Below are 17,567 nucleotides of genomic sequence, written 5' to 3'. Positions count from 1 at the left end.
GTTGTATGTCGCTCGAGTCCCTGTCGCATCTCGACTCGCGACGACTCACCGCCGACTTAGGCGGCCGCGCGGCCCATCTCGGCGTCCATGCACGCCACGCTCAGCGCCGCGCCGGGCCGGGCGACCAGCGCGCAGGCGCGCGGCACGGCGACCCAGCCGTCCTGGGCCCGGTCCAGCGGCTCCGACACGATCAGCAGCGCCTCGGCGGTCTCGCGGTAATAGAGCGTCGCCGGCTTGGCGTCGCAGGCCCAGCGCACGGCGTAGACGGACTCGCCGTCGGTGAGCGCCGCCGTGAAGCGCAGCGCCTCGCGCACGCCGGCCGCGTCCATCATCGACTTCACCCGGCGCAGCGTGCGCGCCAGCGCCCCCACCGGATCCTCCTCGAGGCCATCGGCCAGCGCGGCCAGGAAGATCGCCTCGCTGTCGGTGGTGCCGAAGCGGCTGTCGTAGAGTGTGTCGGGGATCAGCTGCTCGACCTTCCGGCGCACCAGGGGCCAGCCGCCCACCTGCCCGTTATGCATGAACATCCAGCGTCCATGCGCGAAGGGGTGGCAATTGGCGCGCGTCGTCGCCGTGCCGGTGGCCGCCCGCACATGCGCGAAGAACAGGCCCGAGCGCACCTGCCCGCAGATCGAGCGCAGGTTCTCGTCCGACCAGGCCGGGCGCAGTTCGCGATAGAGGCCCGGCTGGGGACGCGCCGCGTACCAGCCGACGCCGAAGCCGTCGCCGTTGGTGCCGGTCTTGGCCTCCTCGGCGTGCAGCGACTGGTGGATGAGCGAGTGGCAGGGCGCGCAGACCAGGTCTTCCATGAAGACCGGCTCTCCGCGGTAAGCCAGGAAACGGCACATGGACAAATCCCCGTGAGCGGCGACGCCGCAGCTTGCGCTGCCGTGTAACTGATCACCGCTATCGTGAACAGTTCCTGAATCGGTGAAGCGGGCCAAGGCGTCGCCGTCTTGTGCGCGCCGTCACGACGTGCGACCTGAAAGCCTCACGTCCCGCCCGCGTCACATTCCGGAAGCCCCGCATGCGACTGCCCAGAGCCACTCTCCCGACCCTTGCCGCCGTGCTGGCCGCCGCGCCCGCGCGGGCGGCCGACGCCATCGACGGCGCCACGCTGGGGCTCGGCTGGGCGCTCCCCTTCGCCGGCATCCTGATCTCGATCGCGCTCGGTCCGCTGGTCGCGCCGCATGCCTGGCACCGCCACTACGGCAAGGTCGCGACAGCCTGGGCGCTGGCGCTCTTGGTTCCGCTCGTCGCCATTCACGGGCCTTCGCTGACGGGCGAGGCGTTCCTGCACGCCATGCTGCTGGAGTACATCCCGTTCATCGTCATGCTGTTCGCGCTGTTCACCGCGGCGGGCGGGGTGATGGTGGCGGGCAACATCCACGGTTCGCCGGCCGCCAACACGGCGCTTCTGGCGCTCGGCACGGGCATGGCCAGCGTCATCGGCACCACCGGGGCGTCGATGGTCCTGATCCGGCCGCTGCTGCGCGCCAACGACGCGCGCCGGCACAACGTCCACGTCGTCGTGTTCTTCATCTTCCTGGTGTCCAACATCGGCGGCTCGCTGACGCCGATCGGCGACCCGCCGCTCTTCCTCGGCTTCCTGCGCGGCGTCGATTTCTTCTGGACGGCCAAGGCGCTGTACAAGGAGACGCTGTTCGCGGCGGCGGTGCTGCTGGGGCTGTTCTTCGTGATCGACACGGTCCTGTTCCGGCGCGAGGACGCGGCGCGCCCCGTGCGCGACCCGACGCCCGACAAGAAGCTGCGCCTGCGCGGCAAGGCGAACTTCGTGCTGATCGCGGTGGCGATCGGCGCCATCCTGCTCAGCGGCCTGTGGAAGCCCGGCGTGTCGTTCTCGGTGCACGGCGTCGAGGTGCCGCTGCAGAACATCGTGCGCGACGTGACGATGATCGCCGTGGGGCTGGTGTCGCTGGCGGTGACGCCGCGCACCTACCGCAAGGCGAACGACTTCACCTGGGAGCCGATCGTCGAGGTGGCCATCCTGTTCGCCGCCATCTTCACCTGCATCATCCCGGTTCTGGCGATGCTGCAGGCGGGCTCCCACGGCGTCTTCGCGCCGCTGGTCGCGCTGGTCACCGGCCCGGACGGGCAGCCCTCGCCGCCGGCCTATTTCTGGCTCACCGGCCTGCTCTCGTCCTTCCTCGACAACGCGCCGACCTACCTCGTCTTCTTCGAGCTCGCCGGCGGCGACCCCGCGACGCTGATGGGCCCGCTCGGCGGCACGCTGGCGGCGATTTCGATGGGCGCGGTGTTCATGGGCGCCAACACCTATATCGGCAACGCGCCCAATTTCATGGTCTACGCCATCGCCCGCAGCGCGGGGGTGAACATGCCCAGCTTCTTCGGTTTCATGCTGTGGTCCGGCGCCATCCTCGTCCCGCTCTTCGTGGTCATCACGCTGCTGTTCGTGCGCTGACGCCGACCCTCACGGCAACGCTCAAACTGGTCGAATCGGGTCATTTAAATCGATGAAGATGCCCTGGTTCTTGACGCGGACGGCAAAATCCTGTTCTGAACGCCTCTGCCCGGGGCGGCCCGTCCGCTGGACTCGCGGCGGACGGCCTGCGTAAACTCCCGGATACAAACCGGGACGAAGCCGATCCGTGACAAGAGACATCCGGCCGGATCGCCGCCCCCGGTTGACCGACGAAATTGATTGGGAGGAAACCGAATGAAGAAGATCTTGCTCGGAGCCGTCGCCGCGTTTGCCGGCATGGCCGTCAGCCAGGCCTACGCCCAGGAAAAGCTCACCGTGTGGTGGGTGAAGGGCTTCTACAAGGCCGAGGACGACGCGCTGTTCGAGGCCATCAAGAAGTTCCAGGCCAAGACGGGCGTCACGGTCGATCTGTCCCAGTACCCGGTGCAGGACATGATCCCGAAGACGGTCTCGGCGCTCGACGCCGGCACCCCGCCGGACGTGGCCTACGCCGACGTTTACGACTTCCAGGTCGCCGCCAAGTGGGCCTTCGAAGGCCGCCTCGAGGACCTTTCCGACGTCATCAACCCGATCAAGGGCAATTTCGCCCCGAACACGGTCGAGACGACGCTGCTCTATAACGACAAGGCCAAGAAGAAGGCCTACTACGCCTTCCCGCTCAAGCAGCAGACCATGCATATCGAGTACTGGGTCGACATGCTGCAGCAGGCCGGCTTCAAGGAGAGCGACATCCCGACCGACTGGAAGGGCTACTGGTCGTTCTGGTGCGAGAAGGTGCAGCCGGCCTATCGCCGCGCCTCGGGCACCCGCAACTTCGGCATCGGCCAGCCGCTCGGCGTCGACTCCTCCGACAGCTTCTATTCGTTCCTGACCTTCGCCGACGCCTATAACGTCAAGATGGTCGACGAGAACGGCAAGCTGCTGGTCGACGATCCCAAGGTGAAGCAGGGACTCATCGGCGCGCTGACCGACTACACCGAGCCCTACATCAAGGGTTGCGTGCCGCCCTCCGCCACGAGCTGGAAGGACCCGGACAACAACGTCGCCTTCCACAACAAGACGACGGTGCTGACGCACAACGCGACGATCTCGATCGCCGCCAAGTGGCTCGACGACGCCAACAACGCGACGCTGTCGGAAGCCGAGCGCGCGCAGGCGAAGAAGAACTACGAGGAGCTGATCCGCACCGCCGGCTTCCCCAACAAGCCCGACGGCTCGAAGATGCAGTACCGCACCGCCGTGAAGGTCGGCGTGGTGTTCGAGAACGCCAAGAACAAGGCGCGCGCCAAGGAGTTCGTCTCCTTCCTGCTGCAGGAAGAGAACCTGACCCCGTACGTGGAAGGCGCGCTGGGCCGCTGGTTCCCGGTCACCTCGGCCGGCCAGGAGCGTCCGTTCTGGCAGGCGGACCGTCATCGCCAGTCCGTCTACAACCAGTACAAGTCCGGCACGGTGACGTTCGAGTTCACCAAGAACTGGAAGTTCACGATCCTCAACAATGAGAACGTGTGGGCCAAGGCGGCCAACCGCGTCGTGAACGAGAAGGTGCCGGTCGACAAGGCTGTCGACGAGATGATCGCGCGCATCAAGGAAGTCGCCGGCTCCTGAGCCGCGAAACCGGGCGCGCGCCCACCCGAAACTCCTGCGGCCGCCCCTTGGGGCGGCCGTTTTCCCCCCGGGGTGATCCCATGTCGACCGTGACCAGCACGTCCACTCCGGCGCTCGCGCCGGCCGCCGGCCCGCCGCAGGCGCGGATGACCTCCTGGCAGATCTGGGGGATGATCCTGGTCGTCCCGTATCTGCTCGTCTTCGCGCTGTTCGTCGTCTACCCGGTGTTCTACGCGTTCTGGCTGGCGCACGAGCCGCAGAGCTACGTGAAGCTCGCCAACGACCCGATCTTCGTCCGCTCCGTCGTCAACACGCTGGTGTTCCTGTTCGTCGCCATCAACCTCAAGATGGCGGTCGCGCTCGGCCTGTCGGGCTTCTTCCTGAACGACCGCTGGTGGATCAAGATCCTCGCGGTCATCTTCATCCTGCCCTGGGCGGTGCCGTCGATCCCGACCATCCTGTCGGTCCGGTTCATGCTCAACCCCGAGTGGGGCCTGATCAACCAGACCATCTTCCGGCTGACCTACGAGGACGGCCCGAACTGGCTGAACAACCCGACCCTCGGCCTGTTCTTCGCGGCGCTCGTCCACATCTGGAAGTCGCTGCCGTTCTGGACGCTGATCCTGGTCTCCGGCCGCCTCGCCATTTCGGCGGACCTCTACGAGGCCGCCTCGGTCGACGGCGCGACGACGCTGCAGAAGTTCCGCTTCATCACCTGGCCGTCGATGCAGCAGCTCTTCATGACCTGCCTGATCCTGTCGACGATCTGGTCGCTGGGCGACTTCAACAGCGTCTACCTGCTGACCGGAGGCGGGCCGGCCGACCTCACCCACGTGCTGGCCACGCTGGGCATCCGCTATCTGCGCTTGGCGGAGGTGGACCTGTCGATGGCGACGATCGTGTTCGCGCTGCCGCTGATCCTCCCGCTCGTCTACTTCATGATGAAGCGGCTCTCGAAGTGAGCGGGGCGACCATGACCACGACCACCATGAACCGCACCAACTTCATGCGCGCCGCCTCCAAGGAGGCCAAGCTGCTGCTGGTCGGCGTGCCGCTGCTGATCTGGACGCTGCTGCCGATCTATCATCTGTGCCTGTTCGCCTTCTCGGACAAGCAGTCGGCGTTCTCCGGCAATCTCTGGCCGGCGAACCCGACCCTGCGCAATTTCGAGATCGTCTTCGGCCAGAAGCACTACTTCCTCAGCCATTTCTGGCAGCAGCTCTGGAACTCGGTGTTCATCGCCGGGATGACCGGCCTGCTGACGCTGGTGGTCGCCACCTTCGCGGCCTTCGCGATCAGCCGTCTCAAGGTGCGCGGCGGGCGCACCGTGCTGAACATGGCGCTGTTCACCTATTTCATTCCGGCCGCGTTCCTGGCCGTGCCGATGTACCGCACGATGGGCCTGTACGGCCTGCTCAACAGCCAGTGGTCGCTGATCCTCGCGATGATGACGATCGCCTCGCCCTACGCGATCTGGGTGCTCAAGCAGGCCTCCGACAAGCTGCCGGTGGAGCTCGACGAGGCCGCCATCATGGACGGCGCGACGGCGATGCAGCTGTTCCGGCTCGTCTACCTGCCGCTGATGGTCCCCTCGCTGGTGGCGGTCGGCACCTACGCCATCCTGCTGGCCTGGAACGAGTACCTCTACGCCTTCCTGCTGCTCTCCAAGGACACGTCGCTGACGCTGCCGGTGGCGCTCGGCAACTTCATGGCCGCCGACGACTCGCCCTGGGAGCTGCTGATGACGACGGGCCTCATCTACGCGCTGCCGCCGGCCGCCGTGTACTACGTCTTCCGCCGCTACATGGTGTCCGGCCTCACCGCCGGCGCGGTCAAGAGCTGAGGCCGCGATGACCGCCGCGCCCCGCCCCGTCCTGCTCGTCACCGGCGGCAGCCGGGGCATCGGCGCGGCGACCTGCCGCCTCGCCGCCGCCCAAGGCTACGACCTGGCCATCAACTATCGCAGCGAGGAAGCCGCCGCCGAGGCGCTCGCCGCCGAGTGCCGCGGCCACGGCGTGCAGGCCATCGCGGTGCGCGGCGACGTGTCCGACGAGGCCGACATCGAGCGCGTGTTCACGCGCGTCGACCACGAGCTCGGACGGCTGACCCATCTCGTCAACAACGCGGGCATCACCGGCCGCGCCAGCCGGCTGGACGACGCCCCGCCGGACGACGTGCGCCGGGTGATCGACCTCAACGTCACCGGCGCGATCCTGGTGGCGCGCGAGGCGATCCGCCGCATGTCGCCGCGCCACGGCGGGTCCGGCGGCGCCATCGTCAATCTCTCCTCGGCCGCGGTGTGGCTGGGCGCGCCGAACGACTTCGTCTGGTACGCGGCGTCCAAGGGGGCCATCGACTCGCTCACCATCGGGCTGTCGAAGGAGCTCGGCGCGGAGAACATCCGCGTCAACGCCGTCGCGCCCGGCCTGATCGAGACCGACATTCACGAGACCGCCGGGCTGGGCGGCCGCATCGAGCGCCTTGCGCCGATGGTGCCGATGCAGCGCGGCGGCACGGCCGAGGAGGTCGCCCGCGTCATCCTGTTCCTGCTCTCGCAGGACGCCGCCTACGTCACCGGCGCGGTCTACCGGGTCACCGGCGGGCGCTGACCGCGCGTCGCCCGCGCCCCGCCGGGCCTCCTATCCTTCCATTTCCTCGCGCAGCATCTCGAGGCGCAGCCAGTCGTCTTCCATGGCGGCGAGGTCGGCGTGGGCCTTGGCGATGGCGTCGGTGAGCCTGGCGAAGCGGGCGGGGTCGCGCGTGTAGAGCGCCGGGTCGTGCAGCTCGTCCTGCCAGCCGCGCATGTCGGCCTGCAGCTTCTCCATGCGGCCGGGCAGCGTTTCGAGCGCGTGCTTGTCCTTGAAGGACATCTTGCGGCGGGAAGGAGCCTGCGGCTGGGGCGGCGCGGCGGCCTCGCGCTCGCGCGGCTTCGCGGCGGCGGCGGCGCGCGCCGTCACCCCCTCGCCGCGCTGGGCGACCATGTCGGAATAGCCGCCGGCGTACTCCACCCAGCGCCCGTCGCCCTCCGACACGATCACCGAAGTCGCGACGCGGTCGAGGAAGTCGCGGTCGTGGCTGACCAGCAGCACCGTACCCGCGTAGTCGGCCAGCATCTCCTGCAACAGGTCGAGCGTCTCCAGGTCGAGGTCGTTGGTCGGCTCGTCGAGAACCAGCAGGTTGGAGGGCTGCGCCAGCGCGCGGGCCAGCACGAGACGGCCGCGCTCGCCGCCGGAGAGCACGCCCACCGGCGTGCGCGCCTGCTCGGGCGAGAACAGGAAGTCCTTCATGTAGCTCATGACGTGCTTCGACACGCCGCCCACCGTCAGCGTCTCGCCGCGGCCGCCGGTCAGCGTGTCGACGAGGCTTGTCGCCGGGTCGAGGCTGTCGCGGCCCTGCTCCAGCGTGACACTCTGCAGGTTGGCGCCGGTGCGCACGGTGCCGGAGTCCGGCGCCAGCGCGCCGGTGAGCATGTGCAGCAGCGTGGTCTTGCCGGCCCCGTTGGGGCCGACGAGGCCGACGCGGTCGCCGCGCAGGATACGGGTGGAGAAATCGCGCACCACGGCGCGGTCTCCGAAGCTCTTGGACACGCCCAGCGCCTCGACGACCAGCTTGCCGGAGATGTCGGCGTCCGAGACGGTGAGCTTCACCGCGCCCGCGGCGCGGCGGCGCTCGCGCGCGTCCTGGCGCATTTTCGAAAGCTCGGCCATCCGGCGCACGTTTCGCTTGCGGCGCGCGGTGACGCCGTAGCGCACCCAATGCTCCTCGGCGACGATGCGCCGGTCGAGCTTGTGGGCGTCCAGCTCCTCCTGCTCCAGCACGGCGTCGCGCCACGCCTCGAACGCGCCGAAGCCTTGCTCCATCCGCCGCGTGCGGCCGCGGTCGAGCCACACCGTGGCGCGCGACAGGTTCTCCAGGAAGCGCCTGTCATGGCTGATCAGCACGAGCGCCGAGCGCATCGTGCGGATCTCGTTCTCCAGCCACTCGATGGCCGGCAGGTCGAGATGATTGGTCGGTTCGTCGAGCAGCAGGATGTCCGGCTCCGGCGCGAGCACGCGGGCCAGCGCGGCGCGGCGCGCCTCCCCGCCGGAGAGCCGCGCCGTGTCTTCCTCGCCCGTGAGGCCGAGCTCGCGCAGAAGATAGGCGGCGCGGTAGGCGTCGTCGCCGGGCGCGAGGCCAGCTTCGACATAGGCGAGCGTGCTGGGAAAGCCGGACAGGTCCGGCTCCTGCGGCAGATAGCGGATCGTCGCGCCGGGCTGCGCGAAGCGCGTGCCCCTGTCGGCCTCGATCAGGCCCGCGGCGATACGCAGCAGGGTCGACTTGCCGGAGCCGTTGCGCCCGACCAGCGCCAGCCGCTCGCCCGGGGCGACGGACAGCTCAGCTCCCTCGATGAGCGGCGTGCCGCCGAAGGTGAGGTGGATGTCCTGCAGCAGAAGGATGGGTGGAGAAGCCATGCCGGGGAAGTGGCAGATCGCTCAGGCGCGCGCAAGCCTCGCGGCGCGTCAGGAGGGCAGATCGGCGATCTCGAGATGGCACGCCACGGTGAGGCCCGGCGCGGGGTGGCGGACCGGCGGCGGCGTGGTGTCGCAGACCGGCCCGATGCGGCGCGGGCAGCGCGACGCGAACACGCAGCCCTTCGGCGGGTCGAGGGGGCTCGGCATGACGCCGCCCAGGATCACCTCCGGCTCCGGCGCGTCCGGGTCCGGGCGGGGCGCGGCGGCCAGCAGGGCCTTGGTGTAGGGGTGCCACGGCGGCGCGAAGACGAGGTCGGCCGGCCCGTATTCGACGATGCGGCCGAGATAGAGCACAGCGACCCGGTCGGCCATGTGCCGGACCAGGGCGAGGTCGTGGCTGATCAGCAGCAGCGCGATGCCGGACGCGTCCTGCAACTCCGCCAGCAGGTTGACGATGGCGGCCTGCACCGACACGTCGAGCGCCGAGGTCGGCTCGTCGGCGATGACGAGTTGCGGGTCGCCGGCGAAGGCCCGGGCCAGCGCCACGCGCTGGCGCTGGCCGCCGGAGAGCTGGTGCGGCATGCGCCGCAGCATATCGGCGGGCAGGCGCACCCGCTCCAGCAGCCGCGCCGCGGCCTCCTTCGCCTGCGCCCGCCCCAGCCCGCGCAGCAGACGCAGCGGCCGCACCACGGCGTGCTCGATGCTGTGGCTGGGATTGAGCGTCGAATCCGGGTTCTGGAACACCATCTGCAGGCGGCGCTTGAGGTCGGCCGGCCGCTCGTCGACGGGGAGCGCGGCGAGGTCGGCGCCGGCGAACAGCGCCTGGCCCTCGCTCGCCGTCACGAGGCCGGACAGGAGCTTGGCGAGTGTCGACTTGCCGCTGCCGGACTCGCCGACCACGGCGAGCGTGCGGCCGGCGTCGGCGGCCAGGCTGACGTCGGAGAGCGCGCGCAGCTCCGCGCGCGGCCCTCCCGAAAGCCCGCCCCCGATGGCGTAGACCATCGACAGGTCGCGCACGTCGAGCAGCACCGGGCTGTCCTCGTCGCGCCCGCGCGTCGCCTCGGCCGCCGGCGTCGCCGGGCGGCTGTCGCGCACGGCCTCGAGGCGGGCGCAGCGCGCCACGTGGCCCGGCTCCGCGTCGGCCGGCAGCATCGGAACCGGCCCGGCGTCGCAGGCGGCGGGCAGCGCGTGGGAGCAGCGGGGCGAGAAGGCGCAGCCGACCCGCGCCCGGTCCGCCGCCGTCAACGTGCCGGCGACCGGCGTCAGCCGCGCCCCGCCGCGCCCCGCCTCCAGGCGCGGCAGCGCCGCCAGCAGGCCGCGCGTATAGGGATGCGCCGGCGCGCCGAACACGGCGCGGATGTCGCCGGTCTCGACCAGCCGGCCGGCGTAGAGCACGCCGATGCGGTCGCAGATGCGCGCCACAGTGCCGAGATTGTGCGAGATGAACAGGATGGCGGTGCCGAACTTCCGGCGCAGCTCGCGCACCAGGTCGAGGATCGCCGCCTCGATGGTCACGTCGAGCCCGGTGGTCGGCTCGTCGAGGATCAGCAGCGCCGGCTCGGCCATCAGCGCCATGGCGATGACGACGCGCTGCTGCTGGCCGCCCGACAGCTCGTGCGGGTAGCGGCTCATCATGCGCTCGGGGTCGGGCAGGCGCACCTCGGCGAGCATGGCGATGGCGCGGTCGCGGGCGGCGGCCGCGCTGCGCTCGCCGTGCAGCATCGGCACCTCGACGAGCTGGCGGCCGATGGTGACCACCGGGTTGAGGCTGCTCATCGGGTCCTGGTAGACCATGGCGACGCGGTTACCGCGCAGCGAGCGCAGCGCCGCGTCGTCCAGCGTCGCGAGGTCTCGCCCGTCGAACAGGACGCGCCCCGAGCTCACCCGCATGCCGCGCGGCAGGTAGCTCAGCGCCGCCAGCGCCAGCGTCGACTTTCCGCAACCCGACTCGCCGACGAGGCCCAGCGCCTCGCCGGGGCCGATGCTCAGGCTGACATCGTCCACGATGCGCATGCGTGTGCGACGGTTGGCGTAGTCGATGCCGACATTCTCCATCCGCAGCACGTCAGACATCGAACGACGCCTCGCGAATGCCGGTGGCCAGGAAGTTGAAGCCCACCACCAGGGACGACACCGCCACCGCCGGGATCAGCGTCATGTGCGGATAGACGAACAGCAGCCCGTAGCTCTCCTTGATCATGCCACCCCAGTCCGGGTCCGGCGGCGGCAGGCCGATGCCGAGGAAGCCGAGCACGCCGATGGCGATGGTCGTGTAGCCGAGGCGCAGGAAGATATCGACGATCAGCGGCCCGCGCGCGTTGGGCAGGATCTCGACGAGCAGGATGTGCAGCGTGCTCTCCCCGCGCATGCGCGCCGCCGCCACGTAGTCGCGGTTGCGCACGTCGAGCGTCACGGCGCGCACGATGCGCGCGATGATCGGCGCCTTGGTGACGGCGATGACGAGCACGATGTTGAGCGCCGACGCGCCGAACTTGGTGATGACGATGAGGTAGAGAATGATCTGCGGGAAGGCGAGCATGACGTCGCCGACGCGCATCACCAGGGCGTCGACGACGCCGCCGCGATAGCCCGAGACGAGCCCGAGCAGCGTCCCGACCACCGCCGCCGCCAGCACCGCGACGGGGGCGACGGTGAGCACCGTGCGCGCGCCCCACAGCAGGCGGGACAGGATGTCGCGGCCGAGCTGGTCCGTGCCGAGCCAGTGCTGCGCCGAGGGGAAGGGATCGACCAGCGCCATCGGATCGAGCTGGTTGGGCGGGTAGGGGGCGAGCCACGGCGCCAGCACCGCGCAGATCGCCCAGAACAGGATGATCGCGCCGCCCAGCGTGGCGATTGGGGAGGCGGTGAGCGCGGCCTTGAGCCCCTTCGCCCCGCGCGCGGCGAAGGCGCGGCCGGTCCGTCGCACAGGCGCGACGGCAAGCCCCTCTGGCGCGGCGCGGTCCGTCTCCGTCATATCGAGATCCTCGGGTCGAGCGCGCGGTAGCCGAGGTCGCCGACCACCTGGGTCAGCATGGTCACGGATACGGCGACCAGCGTGCCCGCCTCGACGATGGCGATGTCCTTCGCCAGCGCCGCTTCCAGCATCATGCGGCCGAAGCCGGGATAGGCGAACACCATCTCGACGACCACCAGCCCGGCGACGAGATAGTTGATCTGCAGCAGGATGACCGTGAACGGCGCGATCAGCGCGTTGCGCAGGGCGTGCTTCACCACGACGCGGCGGAAGCTCATGCCCTTCAGCACCGCCGTCCGGATGAAGGGCTGGCGCATCACCTCCACCATCGAGGTGCGGATCATGGCGATCAGGTAGCCCGCGTCATAGAGCACCACGACCGCCGCCGGCAGGACGAGCTGGGTCCAGATCGGCCAGCCCGTGTCGTCGCGGAGCGGCGAGGTGCCCGGCAGCCAGCCGAGCTGCACGACGAAGATGGCGAGCAGGAACACGCCCATCGCGAACTCGGGGATGGAGGCGCACACCGACGAGAAGACCGACACCGAGCGGTCGATCCAGCCGCGCTCGCGCATGCCGGCCAGCACGCCAAGCAGCACGGAGAACGGCACGATGATGGCGAAGCAGACGCCGGCGAGCAGCAGCGTGTTGCCGAGCCTGTCCCACAGCACCTCTGAGACGGGGCGGCGGAACACGATGGACTGGCCGAAATCGCCGCGCGCGGCGTTGGCCATGTATTCGGCGTAGCGGACCATAACCGGCCGGTCGAGGCCCATCTCGCGCGTCACCTTCTCCACCTGGTCGGCGCTCGCATAGGGGCCGAGCAGCTTGCGCACGACGTCGCCCGGCGTCAGCTCGTTCAGCACGAACACGATGAACGTCACCGCGAACAGGGTGATCGCCATGTTGAAGAGCTGTTTCAGCAGGTAGCGCGCCATCCATGCTCCCTGGCCGGAGGCCCGGCGCGAAGCCGGCCGTCAGGCGAGACGCCGCCCATCGGCGAGCGGCGGGCCGGCGGCCCGCCCGCGCTCCGGCGCGGACGGGCGTGGCGACGGATCAGGCCTCGACCCAGATCTTGTACACGTCGATGTAGACCGACGGGTGCAACTGGTAGCCCTTCACCTTCTTGTCGGCGTGGGCGAACAGCGCCCGCCACAGCGGCACGACGACCGGGCCGTCCTCGAGCAGGATCTGCTCCAGCTTGGCCATCACCTGCCGGCGCTTCTCGACGTCGAGATAGCCCTCGGCCTCGGTGATGAGCTTGTCGAACTCCGCGTTGGACCAGTTCGCCTCGTTCCACGACGCGCCGGTGCGGTAGGCGAGGCCGAGCACCATGGTGCCGAGCGGGCGATGCGCCCAGGTGGTGAAGCCGAACGGCACCTTGGTCCACACGTCCCAGTACTGGGCCGAGGGCATCACGTTGATCTTCACGCGGATGCCGGCCGCCTTCCACTGCTCGACCATGGTCTGGACGGCCAGGAGCTCCCAGTCCGGCTGCGGGCGGCAGGCGATCTCCGCGTCGATGCCGTTGGGGTAGCCGGCTTCCGCGAGCAGCGCCTTGGCCTTCGCGACGTCGTGCTTCTGGGCGATGTTGGGGGCGTACTCGGGATGCACGGGCGCGACGTGATGGTGGTCGCCCGGCAGGCCGAGGCCGCGATGCGCCGCCTTCAGCGTCGCCTCCGTGTCGGTGGCGTAGCGCAACGCCTGGCGCACCCGCTTGTCGTCGAACGGCTTGATCGGATGCACGCGGGCGACCGCCGTGTAGGCGGTGTCGACCTTGAACATCTGCAGGTGCGTCAGTTTCTCCATGGCCGGCAGAGTCGCGATGGAGCCCTGGTACTCCATGTCGATCTGCTTGGAGGCCAGCGCCGCCACCGCGGCCGCGGGATCTTCGCCGATGTCGATGATCTCGAAGCGCTCGATCCACGGGCCGCCGGCGAAATAGCCGTCCTTGCGGGCCGTGAACACGGCGCGACGGCCGATCTCGAGCTCCGTCAGCTCGTAGGCGCCGGTGCCGTTGGAGCCGACGCCGAACTTGCCGCCCTCGGCGGGGTCGAGCATCAGGAAGGGATAGTGATAGAGCGCCTCGGGGATGGCGAGGTTCGCCGCCTTTCCGTTGAGGCGGAAGGTGAACTCATCGACCTTCTCGATAGCGTTCGGCGCCCACAGCCTGGTCGACTTCTTGGCCGCGCCCTTGTCGTCCTTCTCGCCCGTTTCATACTCCTCCAGAATGAAGCCCTTGAGCAGGCCGACCACGGAGGAGCCGGTCTTGGCGTCCAGCACGCGGTTGATGTTCCAGATCGCGTCGTCGGCGTTGAAGGTGCGGCCGCCCTTGCGCCACTTGACGTCCTTGCGCAGCTCGAACGTCCAGACCTTGAGGTCCGGGCTCGCTGTCCATTTGGCGACGAGGTGCGGCCGGGTGACGTTGTCCGGGCCGGTCTGGGTGAGGTAGTCGAGCGTCTGGCGGCCGGCGTTGGCGGCCTCGATCCACGAATAGGTGTGCGGGCTCGACAGGTCGTGCACGCGCATGCCGAGGCGCAGCGTGCCGCCCTTCTTGGGCTGCGCGGTCTGGGCCAGCGCGGGCGCGGGCAAACCCGCCATGCCGTAGGCTGCGCCGGCGGAGACGCCGAGCAGCGTGGCGACGCGCAGGAAGGCGCGCCGGTCCAGCCGGCCCTCCCGCAGCTCGCGCGTGGCGTCCTTCAGGACCGGGTGCTCCATCGGATCAGTCATCGGTTCCCCTCCCGCTTTCTGATTATGTACCGCGGCCCGAAGGCGAGCGGCTTCCGGAAAATTCAGCGTAGCATTGATCATGCCGCCGACAAGCGATTGCTTTGCCGGGTCCCCTCGCCTGCCCAATGTCGGCTTGCGGAGGCACGCTGGCGGCGAAACCGGAGCTTCAGGACAAACTGGCGGGATGCTCGTCCGCCGAACGATCCCCCTGGGGCCCGCCCGCGCCCGGCTCAGGCGTCCGGCCCAGGATTGACGTGGCTTTGTAGTTGTACGATAACCGTATGAGCCCTGCCGACCCCCGGCCCCATGCGGCCGGCGACGCGCCTCGCGAGGTCCCATGACGTTCTCCCACGCCGCGCTGCGCGGCAAGGTCGGCTCCGGCCTGCTGTCGTTTCCCGTCACGCATTTTCGCGCCGACGGCGCCTTCGACGAGGCTTCGTACCGCGAGCACGTCGCCCGCATGGCTGGGCAGGACGTCGCGGCGCTGTTCGCGGCGGGCGGCACCGGCGAGTTCTTCTCGCTGACGCTGGAGGAGTATCCGCGCATCGTGAAGGCGGCGGCGGAGTCGATGCCCGCCTCGATGCCGCTGATCGCCGGCGTCGGCTACGGAACGCACAACGCCATCGCCTTCTCGCGCGCCGCCGAAAAGGCCGGCGCGCACGGCGTGCTGGTGCTGCCGCAATATTTGATCGGCGCGGAGCAGGAGGGGCTGTTCCGCCACTTCAAGGCCATCTGCGACAGCATCGGGATCGGCGTGATCGTCTACAACCGCGACAATTGCGTGCTGACCGCCGACACGGTGGCGCGCCTCGCCGAGGCCTGCCCCAACCTGGTCGGCTTCAAGGACGGCGTCGGCAACGTCGAATTGCTGGTGGCCGTGCGCCAGAAGCTGGGCGACCGGCTGACCTATATCGGCGGCATGCCGACCGCCGAGGTTCACGCGCTGGCCGGCAAGGCGATGGGCATCACGACCTATTCCTCGGCCGTCTACAACTTCATCCCCGACTTCGCCCTCTCCTTCTTCCGCGCCCTGCACGCGGGAGACCAGAAGGCGCTGGACCGGATGCTGCGGGAGTTCTTCCTGCCCTACCTCGAGATCCGCAACCGCCGCCCCGGCTACGCGGTGAGCATCATCAAGGCGGGGCTGAAGCTGATCGGCCAGCCGGCCGGGCCGGTGCGCACCCCGCTGATCGACCTCACGCCCAAGGACGAGGCGGACCTCGCCGCGCTGCTCGAACGCAACTTCCCCGCGCTCGGCGTCGCCGCCGAGTAAAGGCCCAAGGATGGCGGAAGGGGACCAACCCCTCCGCCGGCGGGCAAGCCAAAGGCGCCCGCCGCCGATCAATCGGTTTCACCCCAGTCGATCCAGGGAGGATCGCCCATGACACACGACAGGACGCGCGGCGTCGATCGCCGCAAGGTGCTGCAGGGATTCGCGGGAGCGGCCACGCTGGCCGTCGCCGCAGGCCCGGCCTTCGCCCAGGGCGCGGCCAAGGAGTCGCCCGAGCTCGCCAAGCTGGCCGCGGACGGCAAGCTGCCCAAGCTCGCCGACCGCCTTCCGCAGAATCCGCTGGTGCTGAAAGGGGTCGACGGGGTCGGCCGCCACGGCGGCACGCTGCGGCGCGGCCTGCGCGGCTCGGCCGACCACAACGGCATCCTGCGCATGGTGGGCCATCAGGGCCTCGTGCGCTGGAACCCGCAATTCACCGAGGTCGGCCCCAACGTCGCGGAGAAGTGGACGGTCAACGCCGACGCCACGGAATACGTGTTCACGCTGCGCAAGGGCATGAAGTGGTCGGACGGCCAGCCCTTCACCGCCGACGACGTCGTGTTCGCGATCGAGGACTGCGCCAAGAACACCGAGCTGTTCAAGTCGCCCCCCTCGCAGCTCGTCATCAACGGCAAGGCGGGCACGGCCACCAAGGTCGACGACACCACCGTCAAGATCAGCTTCGCGAGCCCCTACGGCACGTTCCTGGAACAGCTCGCGACGCCGCTGGGCCAGCACCCGACCCTGTGGGCCCGGCACTACTGCTCGCAGTTCCATCCCAAGTTCAACCCGAAGGTCGGCGAACTGGCCAAGGCTTCGGGCTATAACGACTGGGCGGCGCTGTTCCGCGCCAAGTGCGGCGACATCGAGATCCCGTCGCGCTGGGGCAACCCCGAGAAGCCGACCATCGACGCGTGGATCGTCGAGGAGCCCTACACCGGCGGCGCGACGCGCGTGACGATGAAGCGCAACCCGTATTTCTGGCAGGTCGACCCCGACGGCCAGCAGCTGCCCTATGTCGACCGGATCAACTTCAACATCTACCAGGACTCCGAGTCCCTGATGCTGGACGTCGTTTCGGGCCGGCTGGACCTGCAGGACCGCCACATCGACAACATCCAGAACAAGCCGACGCTGTCGCAGGGCATCCAGAAGGGCAATTACCGGCTGTACGACCTGATCAACAGCGACAGCCAGATGGTGCAGATCTATCTGAACATCACGCACAAGGACCCGAAGATGCGGGAGGTGCTGTCCAACCGGGAGTTCCGGCAGGCGCTCTCGCTAGGCATCGACCGCAAGGAGATCATCGAGATCGTCTTCCTCGGCCAGTCGGAGCCCTGGCAGTTCGGGCCCCGGCCCGAGCATCCCTGGTACCACGAGAAGGCCGCCCGCCAGTTCACCGAGCACGACCCGAAGGCGGCGAACGCGCTGCTCGACAAGATCGGCTACGGGAAGAAGGACGGCCAGGGCTTCCGCCAGCGGCCGGACGGCCAGAAGATCTTCATCACCGTCGACGTCATTCCCGCCAACCCCTACCAGATCGACACGCTGGAGCTGGTGAAGCGGCACTGGCAGCAGATCGGCATCGACATGAAGGTCAACGTCATCGAGCGCGCGCTCTACTACACGCGCGGCGACAACAACGACCATGACGCGGCCGTCTGGGGCGGACCGGGCGGGCTCGACCCGATGCTCGACCCGCGCGACTTCTTCGCCCAGCACCCGCAGGGCACGCGCTACGCGATCCCGTGGACGCTCTGGTACGTCTCGGGCGGCAAGGACGGGCAGGAGCCGCCAGAGCACCAGAAGCAGCGCATGAAACTGTTCGCCGAGGCCAGCGGCACGACGGACCTGAAGAAGCGCGGCGAGCTGATGAAGCAGGTGTTCGACATCGCCGCGGAGCAGTTCGAGAGCATCGGCGTGTGCCTCGCGGTCAACGCCAACGGCGTGGCGCGCAACAACCTGCGCAACGTGCCGCAGAAGATGCCCAACTCGTGGAGCTTCGGCAGCCCCGGCACGGCCGGCACGCAGCTGATGTACTTCACCGCCTGAGTTCGCGGGGGGATGTTCCCC

Annotated in this window: 13 protein-coding genes; 7 read left to right on the top strand and 6 right to left on the bottom strand. The window is 69.2% G+C overall.

The annotated features are described in order from the left end of the window. Positions 1-56: 56 nt before the first annotated feature. The gene (locus tag NK718_RS05670; protein ID WP_254739478.1) at positions 57-848 is read right to left on the bottom strand and encodes a class II glutamine amidotransferase; all 792 of its coding nucleotides are present in this window, start codon (positions 846-848) and stop codon (positions 57-59) included. A gap of 179 nt (positions 849-1,027) precedes the next feature. Here NK718_RS05670 and NK718_RS05665 point away from each other — a divergent pair, with 179 nt between their 5' ends. The 5 genes from NK718_RS05665 to NK718_RS05645 all read left to right on the top strand — a co-directional run bounded on the left by NK718_RS05665 (position 1,028) and on the right by NK718_RS05645 (position 6,678). Beyond that, a complete protein-coding gene (locus NK718_RS05665) occupies positions 1,028-2,443 on the top strand; it encodes a sodium:proton antiporter (RefSeq protein WP_254739476.1) in 1,416 nt (471 codons plus the stop codon). Between the two features lie 255 nt (positions 2,444-2,698). Then, the gene (locus tag NK718_RS05660) at positions 2,699-4,069 is read left to right on the top strand and encodes an ABC transporter substrate-binding protein (protein WP_254739474.1); all 1,371 of its coding nucleotides are present in this window, start codon (positions 2,699-2,701) and stop codon (positions 4,067-4,069) included. An 80-nt stretch (positions 4,070-4,149) separates the two neighbouring features. Beyond that, positions 4,150-5,031 (top strand): carbohydrate ABC transporter permease, encoded by an 882-nt coding sequence (locus NK718_RS05655; protein WP_254739472.1) that lies wholly within the window; start codon positions 4,150-4,152, stop codon positions 5,029-5,031. Positions 5,032-5,042: 11 nt separating this feature from the next. Beyond that, the gene (locus tag NK718_RS05650; protein WP_254739470.1) at positions 5,043-5,912 is read left to right on the top strand and encodes a carbohydrate ABC transporter permease; all 870 of its coding nucleotides are present in this window, start codon (positions 5,043-5,045) and stop codon (positions 5,910-5,912) included. A gap of 7 nt (positions 5,913-5,919) precedes the next feature. Continuing rightward, on the top strand, positions 5,920-6,678 hold the full coding sequence (locus NK718_RS05645; protein ID WP_254739468.1) for an SDR family oxidoreductase: 759 nt from the start codon (positions 5,920-5,922) through the stop codon (positions 6,676-6,678). Positions 6,679-6,708: 30 nt separating this feature from the next. Here the strand turns inward: NK718_RS05645 and NK718_RS05640 are convergent, their stop codons facing one another. From NK718_RS05640 to NK718_RS05620, 5 genes are all read right to left on the bottom strand, one after another. Continuing rightward, on the bottom strand, positions 6,709-8,520 hold the full coding sequence (locus NK718_RS05640) for an ABC-F family ATP-binding cassette domain-containing protein (protein WP_254739466.1): 1,812 nt from the start codon (positions 8,518-8,520) through the stop codon (positions 6,709-6,711). 48 nt (positions 8,521-8,568) lie between these two features. Continuing rightward, positions 8,569-10,593 carry an ABC transporter ATP-binding protein gene (locus NK718_RS05635; RefSeq protein WP_254739464.1) on the bottom strand — a complete coding sequence of 675 codons (2,025 nt, stop codon included), beginning with the start codon at positions 10,591-10,593 and terminating at the stop codon, positions 8,569-8,571. Continuing rightward, positions 10,586-11,494, bottom strand: a complete 909-nt coding sequence (locus NK718_RS05630; RefSeq protein ID WP_254739462.1) for an ABC transporter permease — start codon at positions 11,492-11,494, stop codon at positions 10,586-10,588. Before NK718_RS05630 ends, NK718_RS05635 begins: the two co-directional genes overlap by 8 nt. Then, a complete protein-coding gene (locus NK718_RS05625; protein ID WP_254739460.1) occupies positions 11,491-12,429 on the bottom strand; it encodes an ABC transporter permease in 939 nt (312 codons plus the stop codon). Before NK718_RS05625 ends, NK718_RS05630 begins: the two co-directional genes overlap by 4 nt. Before the next feature lie 118 nt (positions 12,430-12,547). Further along, positions 12,548-14,221, bottom strand: coding sequence for an ABC transporter substrate-binding protein (locus NK718_RS05620; protein WP_254739458.1), 1,674 nt, complete (start codon positions 14,219-14,221; stop codon positions 12,548-12,550). A 337-nt stretch (positions 14,222-14,558) separates the two neighbouring features. On the opposite strand from NK718_RS05620, the gene kdgD reads away from it, so the two are divergent. Continuing rightward, a complete protein-coding gene (gene kdgD / locus NK718_RS05615; RefSeq protein ID WP_254739456.1) occupies positions 14,559-15,494 on the top strand; it encodes a 5-dehydro-4-deoxyglucarate dehydratase in 936 nt (311 codons plus the stop codon). Positions 15,495-15,602: 108 nt separating this feature from the next. Beyond that, positions 15,603-17,546, top strand: coding sequence for an ABC transporter substrate-binding protein (locus NK718_RS05610; RefSeq protein ID WP_254739454.1), 1,944 nt, complete (start codon positions 15,603-15,605; stop codon positions 17,544-17,546). Positions 17,547-17,567: the final 21 nt, after the last annotated feature.

The sequence above is a fragment of the Alsobacter ponti genome (assembly GCF_024294805.1).
GTDB lineage: Bacteria > Pseudomonadota > Alphaproteobacteria > Rhizobiales > Beijerinckiaceae > Alsobacter > Alsobacter ponti.
Note: the sequence above shows the minus strand (reverse complement) of the source record. Positions and strands in the feature narration are given on the sequence as shown.

Excerpts from the sequence above, each read along its gene's own strand:
- NK718_RS05670 (WP_254739478.1), bottom strand. The coding sequence starts at position 848 with ATGTGCCGTTTCCTGGCTTACCGCGGAGAGCCGGTCTTCATGGAAGAC.
- NK718_RS05665 (WP_254739476.1), top strand. The coding sequence starts at position 1,028 with ATGCGACTGCCCAGAGCCACTCTCCCGACCCTTGCCGCCGTGCTGGCC.
- NK718_RS05660 (WP_254739474.1), top strand. The coding sequence starts at position 2,699 with ATGAAGAAGATCTTGCTCGGAGCCGTCGCCGCGTTTGCCGGCATGGCC.
- NK718_RS05655 (WP_254739472.1), top strand. The coding sequence starts at position 4,150 with ATGTCGACCGTGACCAGCACGTCCACTCCGGCGCTCGCGCCGGCCGCC.
- NK718_RS05650 (WP_254739470.1), top strand. The coding sequence starts at position 5,043 with ATGACCACGACCACCATGAACCGCACCAACTTCATGCGCGCCGCCTCC.
- NK718_RS05645 (WP_254739468.1), top strand. The coding sequence starts at position 5,920 with ATGACCGCCGCGCCCCGCCCCGTCCTGCTCGTCACCGGCGGCAGCCGG.
- NK718_RS05640 (WP_254739466.1), bottom strand. The coding sequence starts at position 8,520 with ATGGCTTCTCCACCCATCCTTCTGCTGCAGGACATCCACCTCACCTTC.
- NK718_RS05635 (WP_254739464.1), bottom strand. The coding sequence starts at position 10,593 with ATGTCTGACGTGCTGCGGATGGAGAATGTCGGCATCGACTACGCCAAC.
- NK718_RS05630 (WP_254739462.1), bottom strand. The coding sequence starts at position 11,494 with ATGACGGAGACGGACCGCGCCGCGCCAGAGGGGCTTGCCGTCGCGCCT.
- NK718_RS05625 (WP_254739460.1), bottom strand. The coding sequence starts at position 12,429 with ATGGCGCGCTACCTGCTGAAACAGCTCTTCAACATGGCGATCACCCTG.
- NK718_RS05620 (WP_254739458.1), bottom strand. The coding sequence starts at position 14,221 with ATGACTGATCCGATGGAGCACCCGGTCCTGAAGGACGCCACGCGCGAG.
- kdgD (WP_254739456.1), top strand. The coding sequence starts at position 14,559 with ATGACGTTCTCCCACGCCGCGCTGCGCGGCAAGGTCGGCTCCGGCCTG.
- NK718_RS05610 (WP_254739454.1), top strand. The coding sequence starts at position 15,603 with ATGACACACGACAGGACGCGCGGCGTCGATCGCCGCAAGGTGCTGCAG.